Here is a 26540-nt window from a genome sequence, read left to right on the forward strand (position 1 = left end):
CCCTGAACAGTAGAAGGAGTCGCACATGTCGAACCCATTCGAGAACGACGATGCCCAGTACTTCGTGCTGCGGAACGACGAGAACCAGCACTCGCTGTGGCCGACGTTCGCCGAGATCCCCTCTGGTTGGGACAAAGCATTCGAAGGCGCTCGCCAAGACTGCCTTGCCTACGTCGAAGAGAACTGGACCGATATGCGCCCTGCAAGCCTGGTGCGCGCCATGGAAGGCTGAGTCCTGACATCGCGACCACCCGTCAGCGACCCGACCGAAGACCTTCCGCCACTGCGTGATAGCAGAGACTATCGCCTCTTGTGGAGCGGCCAATGGGTGAGCTACCTCGGGGCCCGTGTCAGTAACGTTTGTTACCCGCTTCTTGCTCTCTGGGTGAGCGGCGGCTCGGCGGGAGCCGCGAGTATCGTCGCGTTCGCCGTGCTTGCTTGCAATATGCTGCAACTGCCTGCGGGTGTCCTGATCGATCGGATCGACCGGCGCGTGATGATGACAGTCTGCTCGATCGGTCGAGCTGTGGCTCTCGGATGCTTCGCGTTTCTCGTTGGCGTTCAGTGGAGTCCGCTCGGTGTGCTGCTTCTGGCGTTGGTTGTGGACTCTGTGCTATCCATCCTGTGGGCGCTTGCCGAACGTGGCGCTGTGCACTCGGTGGTGCCCCGTCCGCAGCTAGGAATCGCGTTGGCGCAGAACGAAATGCGGGGCAGAGTGGGAACTCTCGTCGGTGCGCCGGTTGGTACGCTCCTCTACTCTGCCGCGATGTGGGCGCCCTTTCTCGCGTCGGCGGTGGGCGCTGCCGTCGCAGCCGTCGCCGTCGCGGCGATACGGGCGGACTGCTCCGTGCAGAGGCGAACGAACAGTCCGCGGCCGCAAGATCTCGCGCACGAAGTCGTCGATGGACTGCGATTCCTTGCGGCGGAACGGTTTCTCCGAATTGGCGTGCCTCTTGTCGCGCTCAGTAGCGGTCTACTTCAAATTCTTCACCTGGCACTTACGGTCATGATCGTTACCGAGCAGCACCGTTCCCCTTCGGTGGTCGGCTGGGTGCTTGCGGCGGGCGGTGCCGGGGGGATCGTCGGAGCATTGTGCGCAACAAGGGTTCTGTGTCGTATTCCGCTCGGCGCGTTGGTAGTCATCGGTATCGCGGGTTGGGCGGTGCTCCTCGCAGGCACGGCTGCGAGTGAGAGTCTGATCGTGACAGCGATCCTTTTGGCGATCATGAGCCTGATCGGGGCTCTCTTCAACGTTGCGGCATCGACGTACCAACTCGTAGTGACGCCCGCCGGCCTGCAGGGTCGGGTTGCAGGTGCCGCCTCTTGGGTCACGTCCGGGGTCAGTGCAGTGGGCGCGCTCGGCGGCGGCGTGTTGCTCGAACGGTCGGACAGTGCCTTCAGTATCTCCGTCGCAGCTATTGCCATGCTAGTGCTGGCGGTGCTCGCGGGTACGAGCCGCGCGATCAGACACGGTCGCATTCCCGCACTTTCAGAACTTTCGGTCGAATCGTCCAGCGAGAAGGAATCATGATGGATCTGAGTCTTTTCTACTTTGCAAACGACACAGCGATTGCTGGTACCGGCGGCCGTTACGAACTCCTGCTCGAGGGTGCCAAGTTCGCCGATAGAAGCGGCCTCGCCGCGGTGTGGACTCCCGAGCGTCATTTCCATCCGTTCGGCGGTGCATACCCGAATCCGTCTGTCCTCGGTGCCGCAATCGCGGCAGTGACCGAACGCGTTGCAATCAGAGCCGGCAGCGTTGTCGCGCCGCTTCATCACCCGCTGAGAATCGCCGAAGAGTGGGCGGTCGTCGACAACCTGTCAAACGGGCGCGTCGGGTTGGCCTTTGCATCCGGCTGGCATTCAGTCGACTTCATTCTGCGTCGAGAAGATTACGAGAACCGCCGAGAGCGCGTGATCGAGGCTGTGGACGAGGTTCGCTCCCTGTGGGGCGGCGGTACTTACAGTGGGTTGGACGGTCAGGGTCGACCCGTCGAAGTACGCGCATTTCCGCCGCCGGTTCAGCCCGAGCTCCCCGTTTGGCTGACGGCGGCGCGCGGTATCGAGACATTCGAGGCCGCGGGACGGCTCAAGGCCGGTGTGCTGACGCATATGTTGGGCCAGGATCCGCCCGAACTGGCGAGAAAGATCGCGGCCTACCGCACCGCGGCGCAGAAGCACCACCCCGGTTGGAATGGGCATGTCGTCCTGATGCTGCATACGCTTCTCGGTACAGATATCGATGTGGTCCGTGAGCAGGTTCGCGGTCCGTTCTCCGCCTATCTGAAGAGTTCGATGCATCTCATTGCACGCTCATTGATCGGCGACGACATCGATCTGGAACAGATCAACGAGTCGGATATGGACTACCTGGTTGCTCGTGCGTTCGATCGATATTTCACGATCGGCGGATTGTTCGGCACCGTCGAAGATGCGCAGGGGTTGGTCGAGTCCGCTGCCGGTCTCGGCGTCGATGAAATCGCGTGTCTCGTCGATTTCGGAGTGGAGAAGTCCACAGTCATCGCGGGTTTCGAACATCTCGGGGAATTGCAGAGGCGGATAGTCGCAGAACATCAACCGGTCGAATTTTCGACACTCCGACAAGGAGAATTTCGATGAGTTACCAAAAAACACAGACGGATTGGGCTCCGTACGAGTGTGACCGTGACGCACTCGGAGGCGATGACCTAGGAGCGTGGTTGGAGCGCACGGGCGAGAGCGCGTTCGCGCAACTGCTGACCGACCGGAAGGCTATAGTGTTCCGGGGCTTCGAGATTGCGCCGCAAGACGTCAATGGCATCTTCGACCTGATTCTCCCACGGAGACTCGCGTATGTGCACGGCAACACGCCGCGAACCAAGGTCGGTGCGAACCTGTACACGTCGACGGAGTATCCGAGTGAATTCACGATCTCGATGCACGGTGAGATGAGCTACGCGAACAGCTGGCCCGCACGATTGGCCTTCTATTGCGAGAAGGCCTCGGAAATGGGCGGTGCGACACCTGTCGTCGATTCGCGGCTGTGGCTCCAATCCCTCGATAGCGACGTACGAGAGGCGTTCGCGGGAGGCCTTCTCTACTACCAGAACTTGCATGATGGGTTCGGGTTGGGAAAAAGCTGGCAGGACACCTTCGAGACCGATGTTCGCGCCGAAGTCGACGAGTTCTTGGCGGGGACGGATGCGGAGTGGGACTGGGGCGATGGGGTTTTGAGAATCAAGCAACGTCGCGCCGCCACCGTCGAACATCCACAGACCGGTGACGAGGTGTGGTTCAACCAAGCTGATCAATGGCATCCGGCAGGGTTGGACGACGAGACCGCGGCCGAGATGTGCGAAATCCTAGAAGAGGACGAGCTCCCACAGAACGTGACTTTCGCCGACGGACAGCCGATTCCGGCTGACGTCATCCAGCATGTACGCGAACGCGGCCTTGCAGCTGCCGTCGATGTCGAGTGGAGGCCCGGCGACGTTCTGGTAGTGGACAATGTTGCCGTTGCCCATGGGCGTCGGCCGTATGCAGGCGAACGTCGCGTGCTTGTTGCGATGTGTGACTGACCTTCTCCTGAAAGGACGACCGCGTGCTACCCCCCTCGGGGGTAGCACGCGAAGTTTGGGGTCACACCGCCGACAGTGCGATGTTCTGTGCGGCGATTCGCATGAGCTGTGGAGTTCTGTAAGTGATCCGTCCGTAGTCGTCTGTACCGTGTGCCCACAGGACGTGCAGATCGACGAGTCGCTCGAGAATTGTCTCGATCGGCTTGTCGCTTCGCTTCCTGAGTGTGCTGTTCAGGTCGTCGGCAGTGAACAGACTTTCGGCTCCTACATCTGCGAGCAGGGGTGCATGCAACTCCGACGGTATGTCGAGTAGGGCGCTCTCGAGCGTATGCCTCACGCTGTGCTCGCCGATGGTGAGTTCGTCCAGGCGGCCTCGGGGGTCGGAGAGACGATCCACGAGAAAGCGCACGGACCAGGACGGTCGGGATGCGAGACGCAGCGCTGCAGCGCGGAGTGCGAGCGGATTGCGATCGCACTGATCGATGAGCTCCGATATTGCTGGATCCGACGGATCGATACGGTTCGGTCCCGCGACTGTCGAGACGAGCGAAATCGCTTGATTTCGGGGTAGCTGGCCCAGGATGAGCGTCAATTCGCTGTTGATCGTGCTGAGATGACGCCTGCTCGTCACAACGACGTGTGCAGTCGGCACCGTGGGGAGTACTGCCTGCAGGTGGTCGTCGTCAGGAACGTCGTCGATGAAGATGAGTAGGGACCGTCCTGAGCATGCGTGTCGATACTGTCGCTGAAGTTGGAGGACGCTCGCGTTCGGTGGGATGTCGGCCTCGCCCAACGCTGCCAACAATTTTGTCAGACGCTCGGTGACGCTCATTGGATGACCCGTGTCCGAGGCCTTGGTGAACAGCACACCATCTGGGAATGATTCCGAAAGTTGATGTGCCACATGTACGGCAAGCGCGGTCTTGCCCGATCCAGGAGAGCCGGTTATCAGAATCCGTCGTGGGCGCCACTCGCTCTCGCGAGTACGTTCAGCGAGGAGTTGTGAAGTAAGGCGATCGACCTCGGTCTGTCGCCCTGTGAAATCTGCTATGTCGGGCGGCAATACATCAGTCGACTTCCCGTCGATATCTATCGGCTCGATTCCTATGGGGGCCCACTGTATTCGGTTCGATCGGTTGATTTGAGCCGCAGGGTCATTCGGAGATTCCGTGGTGTTGTCGAGAACCCGTTGGTATGCGGCAATGAGCGCCGGACCTGGATCGATACCCAATTCGTTGCCGAGAATTGTGCGCGCTTCGTGGAACACGGCGAGTGCATCGGCCTGTCGATCGCAGCGGTGCAGGGCAGTCATCAAATCTACTCGCAGTCCTTCCCGAAGGGGGTGCTTGGACACGAGATCGGTGATGCGTGGAAGTGCCTGTCGGTGTCGACCGAGAGCGAGTTCCGTCTGGACCCAGAGTTCGGTGGTGGTCTGGTGCATTTCGTTGATCGAGGGGCACTCGGCACTCGAAAGGTGTTCGGACACATTGCCCAGCGGATTTCCGCGCCACAAGTCCAATGCTCGCCCGAGAGATACCGACGCCTCCTCCGTCCGTCCCTTTTGCAGTGCGGATTTAGCGCGGACCACCAGGTCTTCGTAAATGAAATAGTCCAACGTCGACTCGCCCAATCCAAGGATGTATCCCGAATCTCGCCGGGAAAGAGCAACGTCCTCCTTCATGTACTTGCGGATACGTGACGCGTAGTTGTAGATCTGCGCGTTGGGGGTCGACGGAGGACTGTCACCCCATAGCATGGAGACGAGGTGTTCGTCCGCAACGAATCGGCTTCGCCCGAGCAAGAGTGCGGCAAGCACTGTGTGAACTTTCGCGCCGGTCAGATTCAAACTCGCTCCGCCACGCCATGCTTCGACTGGGCCAAGGATTCTGAATTCGATCATCGGATCGAACTCGTTGCGTAGTCAAGGTTCATCTCGTCGCTCCCCGGATTGCTCGTGCCAGCCGCTGCGCTGGTCGGGCGCGCACCTGACTCAATCGACTAGCGCAACCTTACCCCAAAAACCGCAGAGGCGGTTTGTGAACTCCGAGACGCCGTGAACGGGGCTGTTCAATGGACTCGATGAGGCGGATCTGTGGTGAAAATCGACGGAGCGCAAGAGCACACACAGGTCAGGTGGTGATCGTTCCCGATGAAACGGAGATCATGCGCCAGCCTCGGGTCATCCTGCAGGGCTTGATCTATCGACCTACTGCGGCACTTCTTGTTCACCACTGATTCGCTGTCCTGTCGACGAAAATACTCGTCGATTTCCCAGTCGAGGCGGCGAGGTCGGCGCTCCGCCGCGAGCCACACACCGGGCGGCGTCGGCGCGTCGACTGCCGCAACGATCAGCCTTCGTGCCAGTTCGTCTACCTCGATGATGGAATGAACCGCTGAACCCAGCACCTCCCAACCGAATTCGCTGACCAATTTGGCCGCACGCGGTACCACCCACTGATCGCCTTCGCCGATTACGATGTGTGGGCGGATGACCGTTCCTCCTCTGTCGAGGATGATGCCGTCGCCTTCTGCGCGTGTTGCGCTGGTCGGAGATCCCGGGGCCTCCGGAAGGTCATGGATATCGATGCCATCCCATGGGCCCTGGCCGTGGACGGCGGCAGTGCTCACTGCTACCAAGTGCGCACCGGCCGAGTGTGCTTCTGCGGCGACGGCAGCAGCTCCCGCTGTGTTCACTGCTGCCAACTGGTCCGGTGAACCAGTGATTCGGTGCCCGAGGTGGAGCACTGCGTCTGCTCCAGCGAACATTCCATGAAGTGTGTCGGGGGTGCACAGGTCGCCGCCGACGAGCTGGTCGGTACTCTTCGTCACCGGCGGTGGATGACTGTGCACAATCCAAATTACACGAATGTCGCTGCGCTGGAGCAGAATTCGGGCAACAGCCGAGCCAATGAATCCTGAACCACCGGTGATCGCCAGGGTGACTGTCACACGGGCCTCAGGCGGCGAACGAGACGCGGACCGCTTCACGTCCGTCCTGAATGGTTCGGATGTCCCCTAGGGACGTTTCGATCAATGTGTCGGCCGGATATTCGACGAACGAATGAAAATCTGCGCTGAGGCTGGTTGGCTCGCTCCCCGTCTGACGAACGAACTGCTGTCGACACGCTTCGATCACGACCATGCCGGGAATATGGTCGGATGGATGGTCGAAGTATCGAGGATGGTCGGTGTCCACCAAGAGGCGCACACCGTTAGGCGAGTCTCCGAGCAGAACGTCCTGCGCCTGCGCGCATCCGACAAGTTCAGGGGGCAGCCGCCGACCGAGGCTTCTGTGCGCAATCGCGACATTGGTGCCGCGGATTTTCCGGTAGACGATTTCGGGTAAGACCCGCAAGCGTCCCGAGCCATCCGCAACCACTGCTCCTTCGCGTGTGCTGACTCTCAAGAACACGGTCATCGAATCTAACGATCGACCTCGGTATTCGAGCGCAGTGCAGTGCACACTCGCGATGAGTTCGCGTGCGGAGAACGTATTGTCCCGCAACTGATCGATGGTCGCAGGGGCGACGCGGGCCCTAATGGTGGACATGACGAATGCGGACCCTCTGGGCACCAAGTAGGCGGCGTGCGACACCAGCAGTGCGGCCTGTCGAACCGATTCGGCGGCGACGACGACGTTGATTTCGGCATCGCTGACGTAAGCGGTAATGCGTTCGGGCGACCAGTCCATATTCAAGTCGTACCGGTGCTCTGTCTGGGCCCGCTGCCACGACTCGATGAGGACTGCTTCACTCCGCCGTTTGTGAACCAAGCGTTGAATGCTGTTGTGTTGCAATTCAGTTGTGGTACCAGTCATTGCTACCCCCGGGTGTATGCGTCTCATAGCCTGCGTGCGAGTCGGCTATTTGTCAATGGCAAGTGGCCGGCGCCCGTTGACGACGGGGAATGTCACTACAGGGAATTGGATTCAGTGCAGTGATCTCGGCTGGATGCCTGGAGAGTGCCTGCCATCGAATCGTAGATGATGACTTCTCGAGCTCGGTCTCTCGGTTCGACACACACGTTCTGTCCCAACGATGTTGGTGAAAATGAGTGGCTCGGCTCGAAGGCGAGCAAGTCCTGCCGACTTTGGCGAAGACGGTGCACAGCGAGAGCAGGTTCGTCTTGGTAGGTACGATCCAGTGACTGGCAACGCTCGACGTCATCACTCTGTTTTCGGTCAAGGTCAACATATCGCGATCGGGTCTCCGATCAGCGTAGGTTTCCACGGATGTTTATCGAGAGTTTGCGTGGTGTTTTCTTGGCGGGCGAGGATGCAGGTGCCTCATGCAATAATTGACACATGCAACCGCGTGCACAGGCCACCCGTGACGCTGTCCTCAACGCTGCTGCGGCAGTGTTCGAGCGTCGCGGCTACGCGGCAGCAAAGATTACCGAGATCCTGGCGGAAGGCGGCGTGAGCAAAGGCGCGGCTTACTTTCACTTCGACTCGAAAGAAGGTATTGCCCGCGCGATCGTCGCAGAGCAGTCTTCGTGGCGCGAAGCGTGGGTACCTGCCGCCGGGAGCACGCTTCAGCAGCTCATCGACGCGAGCTACGCCTTTGCCGAGGCGCTTCGAACTGACGTGATAATGCGCGCGAGCATTCGTTTGACACTGGAACGAAACACGTTCGAACAACGGCACGGCGAAGTAGACCAGTACCGACAATGGCTGAATATCATCGACGCGCACATGCGCGCCGCCGATGAGCGCGGCGAGCTGTCCGTCGGCACGGATGCGGCGTCGAATCAGGTTTTGTCGAGTATTACGGGCACCCAGTTGGTGTCCGAGGTGCTGGCCAACCGATCCGACATCGTCTCGCGGTTTCACGACATGTGGATAGTGCAATTGCCTGGAATCGTCCGTGCGGAACACCGGCTCGAACTCGACTTACGTCCGCCCGCCGAGCGCAAGTGAAGGCGGGAGCTAGGACGGGCTAGGGTACAGTCCCGGGCGTGAGCCCTCGCACTGCATGGCAGGCGATTTCGCTGAATCCCCTGCGTTTTGTCGCAACGACGTGGCCATTTCGCGGCCTCGCGTATCTGAGCTCGGGCGTCGTTTTCGGAGCCGTTGCCGGTACTGTTCTCGTGGCGCTCGCCGTGGCCGGAATCGTTCTGACTTTGGTCGTCGTCGGGGTGGGCTTGCTGGTGGCTGCGGTGCTGTTCAGCACAGTTGTTGCGCGCGTGGAGCGTTGGCGACTGCGGTTGATCGATCTCGATCCTGCGCCCAGTTCGCATGTGGCGTCGGTCGAACCCGGGTTTGTCAATATGGTGCGGCTTCGACTGACGGAGCCGGTGACCTGGCGTGAGCTTGGATACTGCCTTTTGTCGATCTTCGGCCTGTGGTGGCTCGACCTTGTGGTATTGATGTTTGCGATCGGTGCGCCGATCGTGTGTATTCGGTCAGCAGTCAACGACCCAACTGTGTGGCCGTGGGGGATTCTGGGTGTTGCCCTGATTCCCTCGGCGCCGTTCACCATCACGATCTGGGCCGCCGCGCATGGCTCCTTGGCCCGGGTGATTCTGGGCCCACGTGGCTCGGAGCTCGGGAACGAGTTGACCGAGGTCAAGCAGTCTCGCGCGCGGTTGGTCGCCGCCTTCGACGACGAACGGACTCGTATCGAACGCGACCTGCACGACGGTGCCCAACAGCGACTTGCTTCACTTCGCGTGACGCTGGGGTTGATCCGACTGGACGCAGCGGATGGCTCGATCGTGCACAGCCGAATCGGCGAAGCACAGGATCAGTTGGGTGCTGCGATGCGCGAAATTCGTGATCTGGTGCGCGGCGTGCGACCGCAGACCCTCGGCGATCTGGGCCTCGCGGGTGCGGTCGTCGACCTCGCGACTCATTGTGCGGTACCGGTCGATGTGGACGTCTCCACGCCGAGGCTGGAGGAGCAGGTAGAACGACCTGCGTACTTCGTTGTCGCTGAGTGCTTGACAAACGTCACCAAACACAGTGGCGCGACTCGTGTCGACATTCATGTCCGGCATCGTGACGACCTACTTGTCATGCGGATCAGGGACAACGGTAAGGGAGGGGCTCGCGCTGACAGTGGAGGTGGACTCGCAGGTCTTGCAGATCGCTTGGCCGTCGTGGACGGGAGGCTCCGACTGTCGAGTCCCCCCGGTGGGCCTACACTCGTCTACGTGGACATTCCGTGTCGATCGATATGACTATTTCGTCGAAACACTCACTGCGGGTTGTCATCGCCGAGGATTCGACGTTGATGCGGGTTGGCCTGGAAACGTTGCTCGCGCGATTCGGGCATATCGTTGTCGGCTCGGTTTCCGAGGCCGACTCGATAGTTGCGATGGTCGTTGATCTCGAGCCGGATCTACTCATCACCGACGTCAGGATGCCTCCGCGCAACGGCGACGACGGACTACGAGCTGCCGTCGAGGTACGGAGCCGACGACAGAAACAACCGGTGCTCGTACTGAGCCAATACGTGGAGCAGTCCTACGCGTCGATCTTGCTGGAATCTCAGCTGGGTCATGGCGTCGGATACCTGCTCAAGGACCGAGTCGGTGACATTGCAGACTTTGTCGAGGCTGCCGAGACGGTTGCCGGCGGGGGAACGGTACTCGACCCCGATGTCATTCAACAGCTGCTGAAGCGTCGTCGTGATCCAGTCGAGAATTTGACTCCACGTGAGCATCAGGTTTTGGCGCTGATGGCAGAAGGTCGGTCGAACGGTGCAATCGCACGTTCGTTGTCTGTGACCGAGGCTGCCGTGCACAAGCATGTGAGCAACATCTTCTCGAAGTTCGGTCTTGCTGTCGCCCATGGCGACAACCGGCGTGTACTGGCTGTGCTGGAATTTCTCCGCATCTGACTGCAGTAGTGGGCCGTGGTCGAATCGACGAGATGGTGGCACGATGAAATAAACCGCATGCGCGGTCCGGTGGTAGGGTCCTGAATCGACCTGATTTCAAGCCTCCCCACGAGATGAGCGGATGGTCAATGCGGACACCACGTGGCTTCACACAAAAGCCCGAACACAGCTCGGTCGGACTCACTACTCACGAACTCACCACCTACGGGCTCACTGCCGCCGAGGTTGCGGAACGGGTGCGGGAGGGAAAGACGAACGCGCTGCCGGCTCGATCAGGGCGGACAACGCGGCAAATATTGCGCGACAACGTTTTTACTCGCATCAACGCGATGCTCAGTGTGTTGTTCTTGCTTGTACTGACTACCGGCTCGCTGATCAACGGCCTGTTCGGACTGCTGATTGTCTGCAACTCGGCCATAGGCATCATCCAGGAGCTACGTGCGAAGAGAACACTCGATTCGCTCGCGATCGTGGGGCAGGCCCGACCGGTGGTTAGGCGCGATGGTCGTTCACTCGAGATCGCGCAGTCCGACGTTGTTCTCGACGACGTCATCGAGATCGGGACGGGCGATCAGATTGTCGTCGACGGCGAAGCGATCGAGACCGAAGCACTCGAGGTCGACGAGTCGTTGCTGACCGGCGAGGCCGATCCAGTGGACAAACAGAAGGGTGGCCTCATCCTTTCGGGGAGCTTCGTCGTATCCGGAACGGGCTCGTACCGTGCGACGAAGGTGGGCGCGGATGCTTACGCCGCACGGTTGGCCGGGGAAGCAAGTAAATTCACTCTGGTCGATTCGGAACTTCGATCTGGCGTCGACCGGATACTTCGCGTGATCACATGGCTGTTGGTACCCGCCGGTCTCCTCACGATCTTCAACCAGCTGGTCATCTCCCAACAGGGCGTAAACCAGGCAATTCTCGGCATGGTCGCAGCATTGGTGCCGATGATCCCCGAGGGGCTGGTGTTGATGACGTCGATTGCGTTCGCAGTCGGCGTCGTAAGGCTGGGGCAGAGGCAGTGTTTGGTGCAAGAACTCCCCGCGATCGAGGGTCTCGCGCGAGTGGACGTGGTGTGTACCGACAAGACCGGCACTCTCACGGAGAACGGCATGAGATTCGCCGAGTTGCACATTATGGAAGGTGACCGAGCGGAGATCGAGCTGGCGCTTGCAGCAATCGCCGCGTTGGACCCGCGGCCGAACGCCAGTGTGCAGGCAATCGCCGAGGCTTACCCGCACGCGCCGAATTGGCGGGCAGTGGCAATCGCACCCTTCAGCTCGGCCAAAAAGTGGTCGGGCGTCTCGCTCGTCGAACGCGATCGGCACCGTGGAAACTGGATTGTGGGTGCCGCAGATGTGCTCCTCGACCCCGAGTCCTACGGTGCCCGAAAAGCTACCGAGCTGGGATCGATTGGGTTGCGAGTGTTGTTGATCGCTACCACCGACGCGCAAGTGGACGCGGGTGGGCAAGCTCCGCCCGGAAACTTGGTCCCCCGCGCGCTGGTCACGATCGAGCAGCGCGTACGTCCGGATGCCCGTGATGCTGTGGACTATTTCAAGACGCAGGATGTCGCAGTCAAGATCATCTCGGGCGACAACGCAGTATCCGTTGGAGCGGTGGCGCATTCGCTCGGTCTAGGCACTCCGAGCAGCTCCGTGGATTCCCGGCGGCTGCCGACCGAGAGCGAGGAACTCGCTACGGTGGTCACCGAGAACGTGACCTTCGGGCGGGTGCGGCCGGACCAGAAACGCGAGATGGTCAAGGCGCTACAGTCGCGAGGAAAGACTGTGGCGATGACGGGTGACGGCGTAAACGACGTGCTGGCTCTGAAGGACTCCGATATTGGAGTTGCGATGGGTTCGGGCAGTTCGGCTGCCCGGTCGGTTGCGCAGATCGTGCTGTTGGACAACAAATTTGCCACCTTGCCGTATGTGGTGGCAGAGGGTCGGCGCGTGATAGGAAATATAGAGCGGGTCGCCAACCTCTTTCTCGCCAAGACCGTATACGCAGTTCTTCTGGCGTGCTTGGTCGGTCTCGCTGGCGTCGGTGCGAAAATCTTTGGTTTCGCCCCCGTGGCGTACCCGTTTCAGCCGATCCACGTGACTATTGCGGCCTGGTTCACGATCGGTGTCCCGGCATTCATCATGTCCCTCGCGCCGAACAACGAGCGTGCACGGTCCGGGTTCGTCGGCCGCGTGTTGCGCCTCGCAGTACCATCCGGCGTGGCGGTCGGTCTTGCTACATTCCTCTGCTACCTGGTGGTGAATCCGGGTGGAACTGGTGCGCCGTTAGGTGGCAAAGAACAGATTGCGCTCAGTGTGGAGCAGATACAGGCATCCACCGCAGCGTTGATCACTCTGCTGATTGGCTCGTTGTGGGTTTTGGGCATTGTTGCTCGGCCGTACAACTGGTGGAAGCTCCTGCTGGTCGGTTTCTCCGTCGTATTCTACGTGGTTTTGTTCTCGATTCCGATGGCGCAGCAACGGTTCTTCTTGGACATCGGTGACCCACAGCAAGTTGGAATCGGGTTTACCTTCGGCTTCGTTGCGATCGCGCTCATCGAGGCATTCCGTCGAGTCGGATCGGTGCTGGCCGCTTCGAGTACTGGCGATCAGTGACGCAAGCGCGGGGTGATCTTGTCTCGTGATCAATGTGGGCCACTGATCGTTGGAATGAAGAGGACTTTGCATCGTGTTCGATCAGGGCGTTCGAGGCGCTTCGAAAGCGTGTGCGTTCGGGCGGATGCACGACAATCCACACGGCTCCTCGATGCCGATCTGAGTGTCACGAGCGTGTCACATGTCAGTACGAACGGACGTGGATTCGGGTGGTACCGCCTGGACGATGGACACAGGTCAGAGCCTCTGTGGTGGTTCCATGCGGACGTATCTGGTTGTCTCGCAACATACTTGTAAGCGAGCGGTCAACGGTTCAATCCCGTTAGGAGGCTCCACAGCTCCGATCCCACTGCTGGGGTCGGAGTTTTCTCTGCCCGCGCCTCTCTGGATCGGCTCCTCGGTTTGGAGTACCCGACGCTGATCGGAGTCAGGTATTCAGAACTGAGGAGCCGATTCGAGGCGGTGGATCGAAACGACGCCTGCGCCGCGAGGCCGCGATGACGCTGTCGTGATGGATGTCAGCGCGGCCCGGTTGCACGGTGTGATTCCGCGGGCGTTGGCGACGGCTGTAGTGGCTGTCCCGAAGCAGAACGATCCGATTCGGTTGGCGGATCGTCAGGAGGTCGTTCGGTTCGTCGTGCGCGACACGGCACGTCTGGATGCGGAGCGGATCGATATGGAGTTGGGCCCGGTGCGGGTGACGACGGGCGAGCTGACGGTGTTGGATCTGATGAAGCGTCAGGGGCTTGGCCGACGGTGCCTGCCGGTGAGCGGGTGATCACCGGCAGTAAGTGCTCACGGGGTGCGTCGCTCGATCCAGCCGCTGTAGCGCAGCCTAGTCGCAGTTGCCCGTGGACCGGCCTGCGAACTGCTGCTCCATCCATTTCGTAGCCGCCGGAATCGAGTTCAGTAGTCCCAGTGCATGACCGGTTCCGGTGCCGGTGAGGATAGGAATGATGGGGCTCCGGTCGTAGGTGACTGTCGCCCCTGCGCTGCACCATTTTTGGACCATGGCGTCTACGCCGCTGGTCTTGACGAAGTCGTCGCTGACGCTTTCGGCGACGTACATGGGGATCGACGGTGCAGTGTTTCCCAGCTCTTGTGCAGCGACGATAGTGCGCCAGGGTTCGGCCTCGAGGTGGTCGCGAACGGAGCGGCCGTCGTTGGTGTAGGTCGACGTCTTCGTGAACGGGCCGAGGAGGATCGGGGCCCCGTAGATGCAGGTGGTTTGCGCGCGGTCGAGTAGATCGAGACCACGGCCGTTGAAGGTCGAGAGCAACTCGGCTTTTCGATCGGGGTAAGCAGAGGTGAATCCGTTGACCACCCAACCCAATCCACCGGAGAGCAGTGAACCGTCGCCGATCTCGGCGAGTTCGAGAAGCGACGCCGGGGGCGCTCCGGCGTAGGCGCCGACGAGACCTACGTCGGGTGCGTATGTGTCGCGTATTTCGGCTGCGGCGGCGACGGCCATGCCACCTTCGGAATACCCCCACAGGCCCATTTGTGAATCTGGTGCCACGAAATCGACAGCCGCCCGAGCCATGTTCAGTACGTCGTGGCCGAGCGCGAGCCGGTTCAGGTATGGGTGTACGCCCGGTACACCCAGTCCTTGATAGTCGGTCATCGCGACGGAATAGCCCTGGGCCAGAAGTGGTGCGAGCTGGAGGATTTCGTATTCCTGGCCCGATGCCAGCAGTTTCGATGCCGCGCAGGCCTGACCCATGCCCTGGGTCCCGGGTGTGAGAACCACGGTTGGTCGCGGGCCGGGTCCGGCCCATGGAGTCGAGGGGATCGCAATGGTTCCAGTGACGGCGACGTCTTGTCCCGTCGCAGTCTGGGACAGGTACATGATGCGCGTCAAGTTCGCGTCGATAGTGATTGCGGTGAACGGAATCACCGTGCCGATCGCCGGTTCGGTCTTGATCACGTCGCCCGGTTTACCGGTGGTCAGCGGCGCAGGCGGGGTGTAGAAATCGACGGGAACGGCCTCGGCAAGCGGTGTGACGCTCAGCGCCAGAGTCAGCGCGACGATTCCTGAGGCGACGATGGATGCCAACTTCATGCAGCAACTCCATATGCGTAGGCAGTGCCATTCAGTGGCGAAGTCACCGCGTTGGATGCTCGAATTATACTGTAGCGCAATACTGTTCATAGTTCAGGAGTGCCGCAGATCCGCCTGCACAGTCCTCGATCTGCGGGACCGTCGTCCCAGTAGAGAACTCGGGTAACCTGGCACACACTCCCCTAGATCTCGGTAAGTTTGCGGCGGAGCAACTTTCCCGTGGCGTTACGCGGGAGCTGGTCGATGAAGATGATGTCTCGGGGAACTTTGTATCGCGCCAGGTTCGAGCGAACGTGTCCGCAGAGCGCATCTGGATTCTGTACCGCGCCGGGTACGAGGACGACGAAGGCACGTAGACGGTGCCCGAACTCGCTATCTACCACTCCTATCACCGCGACGTCGGCCACATCGTCCATATCGGCGAGCAGATTCTCGACTTCGAGCGGATAGACGTTCTCGCCGCCGGAGACGATCATGTCGTCGTCTCGTCCATCGACGAACAGCAAGCCGTGCGAGTCGAAATGGCCGACGTCCCCGGTGGAGAGAAGCCCGCCGATGCGTTCTTTGTCCCGGCCGTCGGTGTACCCCTCGAAGCTCAAACCGTTTGTGGCGAATATCCTTCCGATGGTGTCGGGCGTTGTGATTCGTTTGTCGGTGTCGTCGAACAGTTCGACGTGGCAGGTGACCGGTGGCCGTCCGGCAGTTCCTGGGGCGGTAGCCAAGTCCTGGGGAGTCGCCACCGTGGCGACGGCGACTTCGGTGGATCCGTACAGGTTGTAGAGCACGTCGCCGAATGTGGCGGTGACTCGTTTGCACAGGTCGGGTGACAACGACGAACCTGCCGAAAATATGATCTTCAGGTTCGAGGTGTCGTACGTCGACAACACATCGGGCCCGAGGCGGATGATGCGGTTCAGCATCGTCGGTACGAGAACGAGACTGTCGCAACGAAATCGAGCCAGAGCCTCGACAGTCTTCTCGGGGTCGAACTTTCTGTGCATGACGACCGTTTGTCCGAGTGCCAGTGCGAGAGCGAATTGCGACACGCCGGTTCCGTGAAAGGCGGGCGCCGCCATCATCATGATCTGATTGCGGCGCAACGGTACTCGGTCGAGAAACTGCGCTGAGGCCAGTGGAGACATGTGTCCGCGAGGTGCGCCTTTGGGGGTGCCTGTCGTTCCGCTGGTGAGGAGGACGAAGCTGCCGTTCTTCGCGGGCGCGGAGACGGTCGATGTTCCATGACCTATCACCGCCTCGTCGAGGGTGACCGTTGCGGTGGGCGCTTCGATGTCGGCTTCGGGCCACGATCGATACATGATGGTGTCCGAGGGCAAGGAAGTCGCGATGTCGGCGAACTCGTCGTCGTAGACGAATGCCGCGACATCTTCGCGTGCGGCGACATCGATGAGTTGCGGGGCAGCGAAGCCCGTGTTCATCAGGACGAGCTTCGTGCCGTTCTTCGCCGCAGCCAACATCGTCAGCACCAGGCCGCGATGGTTGCGGCACATGGCACCCATGACTGTCTCGGAGGTGATGCCGACGGACTGCCAGGAACGGACGAGCGCGTTGCTCGTGCGTTCGAGATCGGCGTACGTGAGGGGTCCGCGATCGTCGATGATGGCGACCGCGTCGTAGCCGCTCTGGGCATGAGCGGAAACAGGTCCGGCAAAGGGGCCGTATTTGTTCACCGCATTCAGAGATTTGAGTCCGTGGTCGACGCGAGGGAACGGAACGAGACCGGCCCTGACCATGACACCCGTAGCGCGGATGGTGTCGGAGATCGTGGTCAACGATGTCGGCATGAGTGAACCTCTTCGAGTGTCGATGTGCGCATCGGCGGTTGTCTCGGATCTTCACTCGGAGGCCGCCGTCACCACGAAGATAATACAGACACTGACTGTCCGCAATAGCGATGCGCTGAGGGGCGAATGTTCGGCTCGACGATGCCGAAACGCACCTCTCTCGAGGTGAGGCGACGTGGTGTGCGCCTCGCGTGAGGCGCGCTCGCACAGTACCGTTCCGACTCGAGGTGTGACGGGGAGTCCTGCGCGGCCGGTGAACCTTCGATTCTGTAGTGGTCGCGCTTCAGTTGGGAAGGTCGGTGAAGGTAACTCGCACTGTGACCGGTGTCGTTTGCAACGCAGCAAAGGTGGAACCGATCAACTTGCCCAAGAACGGGTTCGGGGCGAAGGAGCGGGCCCGCAACGCCACGTCGTCGTCATGGATGAACTCGGCTGAACCCTCGCGCCAGGTCTTGCCCTGGCGCAACTTCACGGTCGGATTCGAAGTGATGTTGGCACCCCACCCGGACCGCGTGCCGTGCTGTGAGACGAGCCACGCCCCGGCGTCGTCGAATTTCACCGATACGGGAACGCGTCGGACGCGTCCGGTCTTGCGCCCTGTGGTCTCGATGTCGCTCATCAGCGAGACCGAGATACCCAGTGCTGTCAGGCCGCGCATCATCGGGTTCGCTACGTAGCGGCCGACCAACCGCTCGAACCGAAACTTCTTGATGGCCTTCGCGTCTGCTGCTGTGGTGTCGAGACCCCGGCGACTGCTGCGGAAGGCGGTGATCCCGTTGCGCTCGACCATGGTGGCTACGGTGCGCCATGCCGATCGATCCGGATCCGGTTTCTTACCTGCGCCGAGCCGGTGCAATTGGTCGGTATGCCACTGCAGATCCAGAGCGCCTTCGAGGGATTTGACCTTCTTGATTCGGCGTGCGGCACCGACGGAGATCACTGGTGACACCAGTCGCTCGGTCGAGCCGTCCAGTAGTGATCCAGCGGCGGAGGGGCTGATCGCCGCCGGGCGCCCGAGCCCGATCACATCGCAGTCACCGGAGGACAGGGCATCGACCATCACCGAACGCGTACGGAAGCCACCCGTGACGGCCAGCGGTACCTCGCCTGCGACTTCGCGCACCGTGCGCGCGTAATCCAGGAAGTAGGCCTCGCGTTCGCGGGTGCTCTCCTTGACGGGTTCCGTACCTCGGCCCATCATGGCGGGGGATTCGTAACTGCCACCGCTGATCTCGACGAGATCGATGTGCTCGCCGGCCAGCCGCTCGACCACCAGGCGCGACTCTTCCTCGGTGAAGCCGCCGCGTTGGAAGTCGGCCGAGTTGAGCTTGATCGACACGGCGAACGACGGTGAGACCGCCGCTCGGATTGCGCGTATGACCTCGACGGCGAAGCGCATCCGGCTCTCGATGTCTCCGCCCCATTTGTCGGTCCGACGGTTGACCAAGGGGGACAGGAACTGCGATACGAGATACCCGTGTGCACCGTGCAGTTGCACACCGTCGAACCCGCTGCTTTCGGCAACGAGAGCGGCAGTGGCGAACCGCTCGATGATGTTGTAAATCTCGGACTCGGTGAGCGGGCGTGGTGCCGGAATTCCGGGAATGGCCACGGCGACCCCGGAGGGTGACACTGCTTGCTCTCGGCTGGCAATCGGGTTTGCCTGACGACCAGGATGATTGAGCTGCATCCAGATCCGCGAACCGCCGTCGGTAGTGGTTTTGGCCCATCGCGCGAGCTGTTCCGCGTGGCGGTCGTCTTCGATCACGACGTTGCCGGGTTCTCCGAGGTGGCGTCTGTCGACCATGACGTTGCCGGTGACCACCAATCCGTACCCGCCCGCTCCCCACTGGGAGTACAACCGTTCGAGGCGCGTGTCGGGGCCGTGTGAGGTATCGGCGAGGCCCTCGCTCAAGGCGGACTTCATCAGTCGATTCGGAAGTACCTGCCCGCAGGCCAACGTCAGCTGGTCGCTCAGCGTGACCGATCTATCGGACACGCTCGGATCGGGTTGGCTCTGAGTCATCGAATCCTCCATCGAGTATGCTTTGCAGCATAATTCAGTACGAGTTTAGAAGTGCCGCTAGGTTACGTCAACCTCCGATAAGCCGCGGACGCCAAGTTGTGAGCTGGTAGCCGGGATCGACAAGGTGGCAATTCCGCGTGCACGTTCGAGTGGAATTCCGTTCTGCGGCGAGGGCACTGATGATGACGGATGGGTTGACGGTTCCGGTGCTACCGGGCGTGAGTGATCTGTCGGTGACGTAAGGGGGTGCGATGATGGGTACATGCCTCAACAAGGTCAACGCGGGCCCGGAAGGCCTCGGGATGCGGACATGGAAGCCCGCGTCTACGACGCCGTACTCGAGGTGTACTGGGAAACCAGTTGGCGCGGTTTCACTTTCGATGCGGTTGCCCGCCGAGCGAAGGTCGGCAGGTCTGCGCTGTACCGCCGGTGGGACACGAAGGAGGCACTGTTGGTCCAGGCTCTCGAGGCGCGCTCGCCGTTGTCGACGCCGATCGACACCGGCAGCGTCCGAGGCGATCTTCTCGAGCTCTCTGCTCAGCTCGACCGTGGATACACCGAACTCGCGGGCTTGGTGTCTTTGCGGGTAACCCTCGATGCGATGGTCAATCCCGACCTCTTGTCACATCTGACCGACACGCTCAATCAGAGCCGTCTGGTCACGGCCCGAAACATCGTCGAACGCGCTGTCGAGCGGGGGGAATTGCCGGCAGGCACGTCGACGACGCTGTTGCTCGAACTCGTGACCGGTGCCGTGCTCACTCATGCGCTGTTCTCGCAGGCGCACGCAGGACCCGTGAAGCCCAACGGCCCAGCGCATTCCGTGTTGATCGTCGACACAGTTCTGCGTTCGATGGCCTGACTCGGGTCGCGCTACGCGTCCTATTGCGGACAATGAATGTCTGTATTACCGTTCGGGGGGTGACCGACCCAGCAGCAGTGCCCGTCATCATCGGCGTCGCCGACGTTCGATCCGGACGCTTCGGCGACCCGGCACCGCCGAAAGAGCCTGTGGAGCTCATCTCGGAGGCGGTGGCAGGAGCTCTGCGAGACTCCGGCAACGCCGACGTCGGAGCCCGAGTGGACGCGATCTACGCCGTCAGAACCTCGAGCTGGTCCTACGACGACTTGCCGATGATCCTGGCGCAGCGCATCGGTGCCCCCGCGCCGCGAACCTGGACCAGTTCCGTCGGCGGCCACTGGCCTGCGGCGTTGCTCGATCGCATCGGCTCCGAAATTGCCGACCGAAGGACGACTGTCGCGCTGCTCGTCGGCGGAGAGACTCAGGCATCTGTCACCGCTCTGACGAAACAAGGGGTCGATCCGAGAGCACAGGGGTGGTCCAGTGAGCCGGGTGGCCCGCCCACCTTCTCCGCCGAGGACCTCGGGAGCCCCGACATGATCAGAGCGGGCATCGTCACGCCGGTTCGGGTCTACCCCCTCTTCGAGAACCGGTTCAGCCACGACATCGGCCAGAGCCCGGAGCAATCGCGCGCCTACTCTGCCCGTCTGTACTCGGAGTTCTCTTCGATAGCCGTGACGCATCCCTGCGCATGGTCGCCGACTTTCCGGACATCCGACGAACTCGCAACGACCGGGCCGAAGAATCGGCCGATCAGCGATGCCTACCCGCTGATGATGAATGCGATGCCCTTCGTGGATCAAGCCGCCGCAGTGCTCGTGTGCTCGCTGGCCGTTGCCCGTGAGCTCGGGGTGGACGAGGACCGCATCGTGTACCTGTGGGGTGGAGCAGGTGCGTCGGAACTGAACGATGTGTTGGCGCGCAACGACTTCGGGGCCTCGGCCGCCATGAAGTCGGCGGTGCACCGCACCCTCGATCGTGCGAAACTGACCGGTGGCGACCTGGGGCTGATCGATGCGTACAGCCCTTTTCCGATCGTCCCGAAAAACTTGATCGAGACTCTCGGGGTTCCGCGTACCACCGTTCCCAGTGTTCTCGGTGGTCATTCCTTCTTCGGTGGTCCGCTCAACAGCTACTCACTTCATGCAGTTGCGGAGGTGACTCGGAGCCTGCGGAGAACGCTCGACGACCGACCGGCGTTGGTACATGCCAACGGTGGCTACATGACCACCCAGCACTCGATAGTTCTGTCTCGTCACCCGCACCCCGATGGATATGTCGGCGACCCCGTCGCGCAATCGGCACCTCCGACCAGCGCCGAGATTGTGCACGGGTACAGCGGCAGTGCCGAGATCGTCACCGCCACGGTCGAATTCGATCGCACGGGTGAGCCGTCGATCGGGATCGTGATCGCTACGACCCCGACGGGTTCGCGCGTGGCCGGTCACACCGATGCCGGCGACGCAGCGGCGATGATTCATTACACGCACGACGGGACCCGGTCCCTGGTCGGTGCGCATGTCACTATCACCGACCGCGACGGCTGTGTCGCGGTCACATTCGACGACGAGGAACCAACATGAACGACGTAGTACTGACGGAGGTCCGCGGCCACACACTGCTGGTCACCATCAACCGACCCCGTGCAGCCAACAGCGTGAACAGTGACGTCCATCGAGGTCTCGGCCAGGCGTGGGAAATGGCAGAAGCGGAGGGCGACATCCGGGTGGTCGTCCTGACCGGCGCGGGGGAGTCGACGTTCTGCGCCGGTGCCGATCTCAAGGCGCTCGGCACCTCCGGCCCGGACGGAGTGACCCCTCCGGAGACCGCGCACTGGGGTTTCGCCGGCGTGGTCAGACACCACATCAACAAGCCGATCATCTCGGCGGTGAACGGTAACGCGCTCGGCGGGGGTACCGAGCTCGCGTTGGCCGGGGATCTTGTTGTGGCAGCCGATACATCGACCTTCGGACTGCCCGAGGTCAAGCGCGGCCTGATTGCCGGTGCCGGTGGCGTGTTCAGATTGGTCACGGCAATACCGCGGGCCATTGCCATGGAGTTGTTGCTCACGGGCGCGGCTTTGAGCGCCGAGGACGCTCTGCGGTGGGGACTGATCAATCGGGTCGTTCCACGCGCCGATGTACTGACCACTGCGCTCGAGCTTGCCGAGACCATCGCGGACGGAGCGCCTTTGGCGGTGCAGGCCTCCAAGACGATTGCCCGAGGAATCGTCGACGGCGGCGTTCCGACGGAAGAGCAGGGGTGGACCCTCACCGAGGAGGCTCTCGAGCGACTGAGTACATCATCGGACACGATGGAAGGGATCACCGCATTCCTTCAGAAGCGCGACCCCATCTGGAGTGGACGATGACAACCGCATCGGCCGAACTGTGGGAGACCGACGAACGCACAGCACTGCGTGATCTGACGAGAAAATTCACCGTCACCCACGTCGTGCCCAACCTCGCCGGGTGGGAAAACGACGGCGAGATCCCGCGCGAATTACACCGCACCGCAGCTACGTTGGGTCTGCTCGGCGCATCGACCCCCGAAAGTGCCGGCGGCTCGGGCGGAACCGCTCTGGACATGCTGACGATCCTCGAGGAAATCATTCTGTCGGGCGGCTCCTCGGGCCTGATTTCGGCGCTGTTCAGCCATGGAATAGCGACCCCACACATCGTCTCCTCGGGTAATACCGACCTCATCGATCGCTTCGCGCGGCCCGCTCTGGAGGGGCGAATGATCGGATCGCTCGCGATCACCGAGCCGGGTGGCGGCTCCGACGTGGCGAACATCAAGACCACGGCGAGACTGGACGGTGGCTCCTACGTCGTCAACGGTGCAAAGCTCTACATCACTTCGGGAACTCGCGCGGACTTCGTGACAACTGCCGTTCGGACCGGAGACAGCGGACACGCGGGCATCTCGTTGATCGTGATTCCAACGGATGCAGCAGGATTCACCGCATCGCGACGTCTCGACAAGATGGGATGGCTGTGCTCCGATACCGCCGAACTGTCCTTCGACAACGTTCGTGTGCCAGTCGCCAATCTGATCGGCGACGAAGGGACGGGTTTCGCGCAGATTGCCCAGCAGTTCCAGGGTGAACGACTCTCGCTCGCCTTCCAGGCGGTCGCCACCGCTCGACGGTGCCTCGACTTGTCCATCGCCTGGGTACGTTCGCGTGAGACCTTCGGTCGGCCCCTGTCGTCGCGTCAGGTCGTGCGACACCGAATCGCTGAGCTGACCACCGAAATCACTGCAGCGGAGGAGTTCTGCCGGTCCGTAGCGGTGCGTTGGGTAGCAGGCGGGGGAATGCTCGCAGAGACCGCGATGGCCAAGAACAACGCAGTCAAAGTGTGCGACCACACGGTCTACGAGGCCGTCCAACTGTTCGGCGGCCTCGGTTGTATGCGCGAATCCGAGGTCGAACGTCATTACCGCGACGCTCGCGTCCTGGGTATCGGCGGCGGGACTACCGAGATCATGAACGAGATCATCGGCAAACTGATCGGGCTGTGACAACCGAAGTGGGGACGAACATGGAGAATTCGTTGAATGGCCGTGTTGTCGTGATCACCGGCGGCGCACGGGGATCGGATTCGCTACAGCGAAAGCGCTCACCTCACACGGCGCACGGGTGGCCATGGGCGACATCGACGGACGGAAACTGGAAGAGGCAGCCGGGGAACTGGGCCTGCTTGCTGCGCGCCGAATGGGCGAGCGCGGCCACGGTCACGTCATCAGCTGAACCGGAGGATATTGCGGGCGCAATCGTGAACCTTATCCTCACACCCAAATCGCGAGTTCGGGTGTCCAAGCTGTTCGGTGCGGCGGCGGTGAGCCTGAAGTTCCTTCCTCGTCCGATGGCGGGGCATCTGACCCGCGCGTTGGGTGCCGATCACGTGTTTCTGGACGGAGTGGACACGAGCGCGCGATGCGCCTACGAAGAGCGAGCCCGCCGAAGCTGATACCTCTCGGGAGCTGTGTGACAATTTACTACCGGGGGAGTGGTGATCGGCGCTGAGAATCGTTCCAGCGCAGAGCCTTTCGGTAGCCCGCGCACACTTCGCCGGGTCGGAGTCCTGGATCGCGAAGCCGATGGGCCGGATCGACGCCCCCAGCTGTAATCCACTCCCGGTTCACGGGGCGTCGATTACGTCGAGCGACGTAGATCTGAGCGTGCGGCGTGTCCAGCGCTGGGTGCTGGTTCGAGAGCCCGCTGTCGTAGTGCATCATGAGTCGATGAGCGATCTCGAGTACCTCGCCACTTTGCTTGCTGGACTGGATGCTGAGATTGCCCGAGTCTCCGCTGCCGAATCGGGCTCCGACGAGCAGCCATCTGCCGTCGACGACGCTGTCGATGCCGTGTTGCGGTTGCGCTCGAAGGTCAAGGCCGGTTACCCCGGCAAGAAGGCTTACTACATCGCAGTGTCGACCGATCCGAACGGCATCAGGGTCGAAGGAATTGCAGCCCTGCAGGGCAAACGCGCCCACGAGCTGGTGCGAGACGGCGGTTGGATGCACGCGGATTCCAGCACCGTGCTCGATCTTCTCGATGACGATCAGATCAGTCGGTACAGAGCCGTCGCGGGACGCGGCGTCGCGCAGACGTTTCGAGATTCGCGTGAATATCTTTCAGCGGCAATAGGTCTCGCCGACAAGTGACCAATGGCAAGCCGGGGCCGTCTCGCTGACCGGTGTGACGCCTTTACACCGCGACTGTTTCGTCCATCGGTGCCGGTGGCAGTGGAGGCTGGGTGCGCTGCCACGTTGATCCGTAGCGCGTGTACTGGGCCGGAGGTTCGATCGGTTCCCGGAGTTCATCGGCGGCCGTGCGGACCCAGAACGGATCCTTGAGCATTTCGCGTCCGATGAGTACGACGTCAGCGCGTCCGTTACGCACGATGTCTTCCGCTTGCTGTCCGGATTCGATGCGCCCGACTGCGCCGGTGCGGATGCCGACCTCCCGCCGGATGCGCTCGGCTGCGGGAACTTGGAATCCGGGAAACGAGGACACCTTGACCGGTGCGGAGCCGCCCGACGAGACGTCGATGAGATCTACGCCCTGTTCTTTCATCCACCTACCGAAGACGACGTAGTCGTCGGGGGTGTTTCCTTCGTCGACGTAGTCGGTCGAGGAAATCCGGACGAACAGGGGGCCACTCCACTCGTCGCGCACCGCGTCGAGAACTTCGCGGACGATGCGGTAGCGGCCCACATGATCGCCGCCGTACTCGTCGGTTCGCTGGTTCGAGATCGGGGAGAGGAATTCGTTGAGCAGGAAGCCGTGGGCAGCGTGAACTTCGATGACGTCGAACCCGGCTTCGATTGCGCGGTGGGTGGCGGCGCGGAACGCGTCCACGATGTCCGCGATGCCCTCCTGGGTCAGTTCCTCGGGGACGCGGGATTCCGGGCCCCAGGCGATCGCAGAGGGAGCGACGGCGGTGCGCTCGGGTATCCCCAGTTGGCGTCCGGCGTGGCCGATTTGCACACCCATTCGTCCGCCGACCAGGTGTACGGCGTCGACGATGCGGCTCAGGTTCGGGATCTGGGAGTCATCCCAGATCCCGAGGTCGCCTGGGCCGATCGGGCCGTTCGAGGTGACCGCAGCGGTCTCGGTCATGACCAGACCCGCGCCGCCGAGTGCGCGGGCTCCGTAGTGCATGACGTGGAAGTCGGTTGCGACTCCCTCGGCCGTGGCCGAGTGCATGCACATCGGTGACATGGCGACACGGTTCCGAAAGGTCACTCCGCGGATTTCGTACGGCTCGAGCAGTGTTGAAGACAAGGGGAACTCCTGAATTGCTGGCAACCCGGCAGCGAAAGATGATGGAACGAGGCCGGCAGCCCCGATGTCGGCGGCGGTTACGGTGTCAGTTCGTGGTCGTGGAGTGTGTGTGGAACGTCTTTGCCACGATCTGCCACTCACCGTCGGCCTCGAGCAGGTGAAAGAAGTCGCTGAACCGGAAGCCGTCGAGGTTGTCGGAGTCGACGCGCGCACTGGCGACAGTGCCGACGATGTCGACGGTCACGATTGCCGAGTTGGGGGTCGAAGGCTTGAAATCGTTGCCGATTCCATTGAAGAGCGCCTGAACGGGGACTTCGACACGGTATCGGTCGATCTTCCGGGCTTCGGCAACAGTCCTCCCCTGCCGGAGGGAGACACCCCGACCCCGCACCGTCTCGCCGACTACCTCGAGACGGTTCTCGACGAATTGGGTTGGTCCACTGCCCATCTCGTCGGAAACTCACTCGGCGCTTGGGTCTCGTTGGAGCTCGCCCGGCGTGGTCGGGCGAGCTCGGTATGCGCGCTCATGCCCGCAGGCTTGTGGCGCTCGACCGGAGGTGTGGGTCACCAGCGACGAAAAGCACTCTTCGCGATGTGGACCAACGGAACGCGGCTACCGATGGCAGGTTCGCTGATCCGCAATGCGGCGGTGCGTAGTTCGGGTTGTTCGGGTTGTTCGGCCGTCCGTGGCGCATTCCCGCAGCCGACGCCGTCGGTGATGCGGAGAATTTGCGCACCTGTGATTTCGCTCGGACCATGTCTGCTCTCGACGGCACCCGATTCGAGGGCGGCGCATAGATATCGGTCCCTGTCACGGTGTTGTTCGGTGGTCGGGATCCACTGATCCGCGTCCGGGAAACCGACCTGGGGCTGCTTCCCGACTCGACGAAAGTCCTGTTCGAGAGGCATCTGGGCCACGTTCCTACCTGGGACGATCCGGACTTGGTGTCGCGCATCGTCAGGGAATCGACTCCGTAGGC

General features: G+C 61.7%; 23 protein-coding genes and 1 pseudogene. 16 read left to right on the plus strand and 8 right to left on the minus strand.

From position 1 onward, the window contains the following. Nucleotides 1-25 precede the first annotated feature (25 nt). From QM797_RS07050 to QM797_RS07065, 4 genes are read left to right on the plus strand one after another with little or no spacing between them, the layout of a single operon-like run. Nucleotides 26-232, plus strand: a complete 207-nt coding sequence (locus QM797_RS07050; RefSeq protein WP_283274528.1) for an MbtH family protein — start codon at nucleotides 26-28, stop codon at nucleotides 230-232. Between the two features lie 51 nt (nucleotides 233-283). After that, complete coding sequence (locus tag QM797_RS07055; protein WP_283275305.1) at nucleotides 284-1531, plus strand: MFS transporter; 1248 nt, start codon at nucleotides 284-286, stop codon at nucleotides 1529-1531. Next, nucleotides 1531-2619, plus strand: coding sequence for a MupA/Atu3671 family FMN-dependent luciferase-like monooxygenase (locus QM797_RS07060; protein ID WP_283274529.1), 1089 nt, complete (start codon nucleotides 1531-1533; stop codon nucleotides 2617-2619). The genes QM797_RS07055 and QM797_RS07060 overlap by 1 nt, the downstream gene beginning before the upstream one ends. Beyond that, entirely contained in the window at nucleotides 2616-3557 is a 942-nt protein-coding gene (locus tag QM797_RS07065; RefSeq protein WP_283274530.1) for a TauD/TfdA family dioxygenase, read from the plus strand. Before QM797_RS07060 ends, QM797_RS07065 begins: the two co-directional genes overlap by 4 nt. Before the next feature lie 61 nt (nucleotides 3558-3618). On the opposite strand, the gene QM797_RS07070 is transcribed toward QM797_RS07065, so the two are convergent. The 3 genes from QM797_RS07070 to QM797_RS07080 form a co-directional block, all read right to left on the minus strand. Further along, a complete protein-coding gene (locus QM797_RS07070) occupies nucleotides 3619-5457 on the minus strand; it encodes an AfsR/SARP family transcriptional regulator (RefSeq protein WP_283274531.1) in 1839 nt (612 codons plus the stop codon). Nucleotides 5458-5624: 167 nt separating this feature from the next. Next, complete coding sequence (locus QM797_RS07075; protein ID WP_349307184.1) at nucleotides 5625-6545, minus strand: NAD-dependent epimerase/dehydratase family protein; 921 nt, start codon at nucleotides 6543-6545, stop codon at nucleotides 5625-5627. Then, complete coding sequence (locus QM797_RS07080) at nucleotides 6514-7401, minus strand: AfsA-related hotdog domain-containing protein (protein ID WP_349307185.1); 888 nt, start codon at nucleotides 7399-7401, stop codon at nucleotides 6514-6516. The genes QM797_RS07075 and QM797_RS07080 overlap by 32 nt, the downstream gene beginning before the upstream one ends. Nucleotides 7402-7860: 459 nt before the next feature. Here QM797_RS07080 and QM797_RS07085 point away from each other — a divergent pair, with 459 nt between their 5' ends. The 5 genes from QM797_RS07085 to QM797_RS07105 all read left to right on the plus strand — a co-directional run bounded on the left by QM797_RS07085 (nucleotide 7861) and on the right by QM797_RS07105 (nucleotide 13795). After that, nucleotides 7861-8475: a ScbR family autoregulator-binding transcription factor gene (locus tag QM797_RS07085; RefSeq protein ID WP_283274537.1), complete on the plus strand. Its 615-nt coding sequence runs from the start codon at nucleotides 7861-7863 to the stop codon at nucleotides 8473-8475. Nucleotides 8476-8513: 38 nt separating this feature from the next. Next, nucleotides 8514-9737, plus strand: a complete 1224-nt coding sequence (locus QM797_RS07090; RefSeq protein ID WP_283274539.1) for a sensor histidine kinase — start codon at nucleotides 8514-8516, stop codon at nucleotides 9735-9737. Nucleotides 9738-9757: 20 nt separating this feature from the next. Then, on the plus strand, nucleotides 9758-10399 hold the full coding sequence (locus QM797_RS07095; RefSeq protein WP_283275306.1) for a response regulator: 642 nt from the start codon (nucleotides 9758-9760) through the stop codon (nucleotides 10397-10399). Between the two features lie 128 nt (nucleotides 10400-10527). Next, nucleotides 10528-13017 (plus strand): HAD-IC family P-type ATPase, encoded by a 2490-nt coding sequence (locus tag QM797_RS07100; RefSeq protein ID WP_283274540.1) that lies wholly within the window; start codon nucleotides 10528-10530, stop codon nucleotides 13015-13017. Nucleotides 13018-13528: 511 nt separating this feature from the next. Further along, a complete protein-coding gene (locus QM797_RS07105; protein WP_349307186.1) occupies nucleotides 13529-13795 on the plus strand; it encodes a type IV toxin-antitoxin system AbiEi family antitoxin in 267 nt (88 codons plus the stop codon). A gap of 57 nt (nucleotides 13796-13852) precedes the next feature. On the opposite strand, the gene QM797_RS07110 is transcribed toward QM797_RS07105, so the two are convergent. The 3 genes from QM797_RS07110 to QM797_RS07120 all read right to left on the minus strand — a co-directional run bounded on the left by QM797_RS07110 (nucleotide 13853) and on the right by QM797_RS07120 (nucleotide 18907). Then, nucleotides 13853-15079, minus strand: a complete 1227-nt coding sequence (locus QM797_RS07110; protein WP_283274541.1) for a lipase family protein — start codon at nucleotides 15077-15079, stop codon at nucleotides 13853-13855. Nucleotides 15080-15261: 182 nt separating this feature from the next. After that, nucleotides 15262-16881, minus strand: a complete 1620-nt coding sequence (locus QM797_RS07115) for an acyl-CoA synthetase (protein WP_283274543.1) — start codon at nucleotides 16879-16881, stop codon at nucleotides 15262-15264. A gap of 283 nt (nucleotides 16882-17164) precedes the next feature. After that, on the minus strand, nucleotides 17165-18907 hold the full coding sequence (locus tag QM797_RS07120; RefSeq protein ID WP_283274544.1) for a nitroreductase family deazaflavin-dependent oxidoreductase: 1743 nt from the start codon (nucleotides 18905-18907) through the stop codon (nucleotides 17165-17167). Between the two features lie 262 nt (nucleotides 18908-19169). Here QM797_RS07120 and QM797_RS07125 point away from each other — a divergent pair, with 262 nt between their 5' ends. From QM797_RS07125 to QM797_RS07150, 6 genes and pseudogenes are all read left to right on the plus strand, one after another. Continuing rightward, the gene (locus QM797_RS07125) at nucleotides 19170-19769 is read left to right on the plus strand and encodes a TetR/AcrR family transcriptional regulator (protein ID WP_283274545.1); all 600 of its coding nucleotides are present in this window, start codon (nucleotides 19170-19172) and stop codon (nucleotides 19767-19769) included. A gap of 59 nt (nucleotides 19770-19828) precedes the next feature. Continuing rightward, nucleotides 19829-21352: a TLP1 C-terminal extension domain-containing protein gene (locus tag QM797_RS07130; protein ID WP_283274546.1), complete on the plus strand. Its 1524-nt coding sequence runs from the start codon at nucleotides 19829-19831 to the stop codon at nucleotides 21350-21352. After that, on the plus strand, nucleotides 21349-22140 hold the full coding sequence (locus tag QM797_RS07135) for an enoyl-CoA hydratase-related protein (protein ID WP_283274548.1): 792 nt from the start codon (nucleotides 21349-21351) through the stop codon (nucleotides 22138-22140). Before QM797_RS07130 ends, QM797_RS07135 begins: the two co-directional genes overlap by 4 nt. Next, the gene (locus QM797_RS07140; RefSeq protein ID WP_283274549.1) at nucleotides 22137-23291 is read left to right on the plus strand and encodes an acyl-CoA dehydrogenase family protein; all 1155 of its coding nucleotides are present in this window, start codon (nucleotides 22137-22139) and stop codon (nucleotides 23289-23291) included. The genes QM797_RS07135 and QM797_RS07140 overlap by 4 nt, the downstream gene beginning before the upstream one ends. 20 nt (nucleotides 23292-23311) lie before the next feature. Next, nucleotides 23312-23740 (plus strand): annotated as a pseudogene (locus QM797_RS07145) (SDR family NAD(P)-dependent oxidoreductase). A 274-nt stretch (nucleotides 23741-24014) separates the two neighbouring features. Beyond that, nucleotides 24015-24437: a phosphate acetyltransferase gene (locus QM797_RS07150; protein WP_283274550.1), complete on the plus strand. Its 423-nt coding sequence runs from the start codon at nucleotides 24015-24017 to the stop codon at nucleotides 24435-24437. A 43-nt stretch (nucleotides 24438-24480) separates the two neighbouring features. Here the strand turns inward: QM797_RS07150 and namA are convergent, their stop codons facing one another. Together namA and QM797_RS07160 are read right to left on the minus strand one after the other, a co-directional pair. Then, nucleotides 24481-25560, minus strand: a complete 1080-nt coding sequence (gene namA / locus QM797_RS07155; RefSeq protein ID WP_283274551.1) for an NADPH dehydrogenase NamA — start codon at nucleotides 25558-25560, stop codon at nucleotides 24481-24483. Between the two features lie 85 nt (nucleotides 25561-25645). Continuing rightward, nucleotides 25646-25951, minus strand: a complete 306-nt coding sequence (locus tag QM797_RS07160) for a nuclear transport factor 2 family protein (protein ID WP_283275307.1) — start codon at nucleotides 25949-25951, stop codon at nucleotides 25646-25648. On the opposite strand from QM797_RS07160, the gene QM797_RS07165 reads away from it, so the two are divergent. Further along, nucleotides 25862-26404 (plus strand): alpha/beta hydrolase, encoded by a 543-nt coding sequence (locus QM797_RS07165; RefSeq protein ID WP_283275308.1) that lies wholly within the window; start codon nucleotides 25862-25864, stop codon nucleotides 26402-26404. The genes QM797_RS07160 and QM797_RS07165 overlap by 90 nt on opposite strands. Nucleotides 26405-26540 lie beyond the last annotated feature (136 nt).

It is taken from the genome of Rhodococcus sp. IEGM 1381 (genome assembly GCF_030056795.1).
In the GTDB taxonomy this organism is placed as follows: domain Bacteria; phylum Actinomycetota; class Actinomycetes; order Mycobacteriales; family Mycobacteriaceae; genus Rhodococcoides.